This window comes from Streptomyces hainanensis, assembly GCF_004348415.1.
Lineage (GTDB): Bacteria > Actinomycetota > Actinomycetes > Streptomycetales > Streptomycetaceae > Streptomyces > Streptomyces hainanensis.
In genome coordinates this window covers 1-3,443 of record NZ_SMKI01000639.1, presented here as the reverse complement: position 1 = coordinate 3,443, position 3,443 = coordinate 1, and the positions used below count along the sequence as shown (strand labels likewise).

The window sequence follows — 3,443 nt, the reverse complement described above, 5'->3', positions numbered from 1 at the left end:
GGCAGGCGCAGCGTCGCCTCCACCTCGAACCGGGGCCGCAGCGAGGCCAGTCGGCGGGTCACGAAGGCCGCCGCGTCGCCGTCCGGCGGTTCGCGGGGCGCGACCCGGACGCCGGTCGGCGCGGGGGAGTTGGAGCAGGACCATCAGGAGGCCGCCGAGTGCGACGCCGGCGGCCGCGGCGCGGATGCCCCAGAGGGTGTGGAAGAGGAGCGCCGTCGTGACGATGCCGACGTTGTAGGCGACGTAGATCGCCGCCGGTGGCAGGAAGTCGCGGTGGGCGCGGAGCGCGGCACTGAGATATCCGGCCATTCCGAAGGTGAGGATCGTCACGGCCGTCAGCCGGGTGCAGTCCACCGCGATGTCGGGTTCGGCGAGGCCGGGGGCCAGCACCCGGACCAGCAGTGGGGCGCCGGCGGCCAGCGTCGCGCTGGCCGCCGTGAGGGCGAGCAGCAGCCGCGGCAGCGTGGCCGCGACCAGGTCGCGGGCCGGGCGGCCACCGCCGCCGGCCAGGGCGCGGCTGAAGGCCGGCACCAGGACGAGCGCCATCGCCTCCTCGATCAGCAGCGTGGCGGCGAACTCCGGCACGGTCCAGGCGACCAGGAAGGCGTCGGTCGCGCCGCCCGCGCCGTACAGCGTGGCGACGATCTGGTCGCGCAGCAGTCCGCACAGCGCGCCGGCCGCGGTCAGCGCCGCGGTGAGGCCGGCGGCCCTGGCCACGAACCGTTCCGTCACGAGTCGCCGTTCCGTCACCGGCCGCCGTTCCGGCGCCGGCCGCCTCTCCGTCACCGGCGCGCGTCCCGTCACGTCCCCTCCCGGGCGGCCGTCGGGGAGAGCGCCCACCAGGCCGTGAGGCCGAGCGCGACGGCGGTCAGCACGGTGGTCGGGCCGCCGATGTCGGCGTAGAGGAAGTTGACGAGCTGCCACACCAGCAGCCCGGTGGCCACCAGCCCGGCCTGCCGGGCCGGCCCGCCGGCCCGTGGCAGGCCGCGCACGCAGCGGGCGAGGAACGCGAGCCAGCAGCCGATCAGCGTGGCGGCGCCGAGCAGGCCGAGTTCGCTGAGCAGCAGCAGGTACATGTTGTGCGGGGACAGCAGCTCCTGCCGCTGGAACGCGGCGCCGGCGCCTGCGGTGTCGCTGCCGGCGGAGAGCGCGAGCGACGCGTAGCTGTCGCGGTGGTCGGCGAAGCCGCGCGGGCCGGTGCCGGTCCACGGGTGGTCCTGCCACATGCCGAGCGCCGCCTGCCACATGGCGTACCGGTCGACGACCGACTGGTCGGGGGTGCCGGTGACGTCCCCGATGCTGCCGAGCCGGTCGGCGACCATGCCGGAGCTGAGCGCGACCCCGCCGACCAGCAGGGCACCGGCGCCCAGCAGGCCGAGCAGCCACCGGCGGGCGCGCCGTCCCGAGGTGAACGCGGCGAGCAGCACGACGACGAACACCGCGGCGCCGCCGGCCAGCCAGGCGCCCCGGCTGAACGAGACGGCGAGCGGCACCGCCAGCAGCGCGGCGCAGCCGAACGTGACCGGGCGCCACCAGCGGGGTGCGGTGCGGGGCGCGGCGAGGCCGAGGCAGAGCGCGGCGACCAGGCCGTAGGAGACGGCGTTGGCCATGCCCATGATGTGGCGCGGGCCGAAGGTGCCGACGGCGCGCACGTTCTGGCCCATGTAGGAGGCGCCGCCCTCGGTGGCGTACTGCCAGCAGCCGACGGCGCCCTGGGCCAGCGCGAGCAGCACGAGCGCCCCGGCGACCAGCCGGAAGTCGCGGGCGTCGCGGAGCAGCACCACCAGGCAGAGCGGCACGACGACGAAGGTCTGGAGGAGGCGGAGGAAGCCGGGGAGCGCGGCGGTCGGGTCGGCGGCGGTGACGGTGGCGACGGCGACGGCGAGCACCGGGGCGCCGAGCAGCACGGCGGCCCGCCGCGGCAGCGGTGGCCGGCGGCCGCGGGCCACCAGCACGGCGCACCAGCCGGCCAGCACCACCGAGGCCAGGTCGGCCGGGGTGGCCGTGGAGCCGGCCAGGCCGAGGTTGCCGGTCGGCACCGCGAGCAGCAGCACGGTGGCGAGCAACGGCAGCAGCCGGCGGCGCTCGGCGGCGGCCGCGCCCGTGGCGCGGGCGGCGCGGGACACCTGCGCGGGCAGCCGTGGCCGGCCGGGTCTCGGGAGCCTGGTGAGGAGGGTCGGGGTCGGCATCAGCTGCCCCCGAGGCGGAGACAGGTGACGGCGGTGCGGAGCATGATGCGGACGTCCTGCCAGAGCGACCAGGTCTCGATGTAGAGGTTGTCGAACCGGGTGCGGTCCTCGATGGACGTGTCACCGCGCAACCCGCTGACCTGGGCGAGGCCGGTGAGCCCGACGGGCATCCGGTGGCGGTCCGCGTAGCCGGGGTGGAGCCGGCTGAACCGGTCGACGAAGTGGGGTCGTTCGGGGCGTGGGCCGACCAGGCTCATGTCGCCGCGCAGCACGTTCCACAGCTGGGGCAGCTCGTCGAGCGAGGTGCGCCGCAGCAGCCGGCCGACGGCGGACATCCGGCCGTCGTGGCTGATGTTCCAGCGGGTGGCGGCCTCCTGGTCGTCGGCCGGCCGCAGGCTGCGGAACTTCAGCATGACGAACGGCCGGCCGTCCTCGCCGACCCGCTCCTGACGGAAGATCACACCGGGCCCGTCGGAGAGCCGGACGGCGACCGCGCAGAGCAGCAGCAGCGGCGCCACGGCGACGAGGGCCGTGCCGGAGACGGCGACGTCGAGGCCGCGTTTGGCCCACCGGGCGATCCGGTGGGCGGAGGGCGGGTCGAGGCGTCGGCAGGCGTAGCCCCACAGGTGGCCGTGGCTCGGCCGCCCGGTGAGCCGCGCGCCGGCCGCTCCCGACTCGATCCACCAGACCGCGCAGCCGCGTTCCCAGAAGGGGCGCAGCAGGGGAGGCCGCGGCGGGCGGGCGAAGACGACGTGCCGGACGGCTCCGCGCGGCACGGCCCGGCCGAGGTCGGCGCCGAGGGGCAGCACGGGCAGCGGGACCCGCTCGGGCAGCCGCTCCGGTACCGGGCCGACGAGGGCGACGGGCCGCATGCCGAACTCGGGGTGCGCCTGGAGCATGGCGGCGACGCGCTGGGCGTGCGCGCCGGTGCCCACGATCAGCGTGGGGAGCGGGCGACGGCGCGCGGCCCGGCGGCGGGTCCCGTGGACGGCGCCGCGCGCCAGGACGGCGAGCAGGGTCTGGGCGGAGACGAGCAGGAGTGTCCTGACGGAGTCGTGCCGCTCGGCGAGGAGCGTGGCGGCGACGCACCAGGCGATGGCGGAGTGGGCGAGCAGCGGCGGGAGTTCGTCGAGGGCGGCGGTGGTGGGCGTCGGCCGGTAGAGGCCGCGGACCCGGTTGAGGGCGGTGAACGCGACGAGGCAGACCAGTGAGGCCAGGACGAGGGCCGGGGTGAGCGCGTCGGTTGTCGGGGAG

The 3,443-nt window shown here is 76.9% G+C and carries 3 protein-coding genes; all 3 read right to left on the bottom strand.

Annotation, left to right across the window (positions count from 1 at the left end; all coding sequences use genetic code 11):
• A partial coding sequence (locus E1283_RS33985; protein WP_279571313.1) for a lipid II flippase MurJ occupies positions 1 to 732 on the bottom strand: 732 nt, incomplete at its 3' end.
• A 68-nt stretch (positions 733 to 800) separates the two neighbouring features.
• On the bottom strand, positions 801 to 2,189 hold the full coding sequence (locus tag E1283_RS33980) for an O-antigen ligase family protein (RefSeq protein ID WP_132822021.1): 1,389 nt from the start codon (positions 2,187 to 2,189) through the stop codon (positions 801 to 803).
• Positions 2,189 to 3,406 carry an exopolysaccharide biosynthesis polyprenyl glycosylphosphotransferase gene (locus E1283_RS33975; RefSeq protein ID WP_425086273.1) on the bottom strand — a complete coding sequence of 406 codons (1,218 nt, stop codon included), beginning with the start codon at positions 3,404 to 3,406 and terminating at the stop codon, positions 2,189 to 2,191. Before E1283_RS33975 ends, E1283_RS33980 begins: the two co-directional genes overlap by 1 nt.
• Positions 3,407 to 3,443: the final 37 nt, after the last annotated feature.

Coding starts and splice junctions, on each gene's coding strand:
- E1283_RS33980 (WP_132822021.1), bottom strand. CDS start 2,189: ATGCCGACCCCGACCCTCCTCACCAGGCTCCCGAGACCCGGCCGGCCA.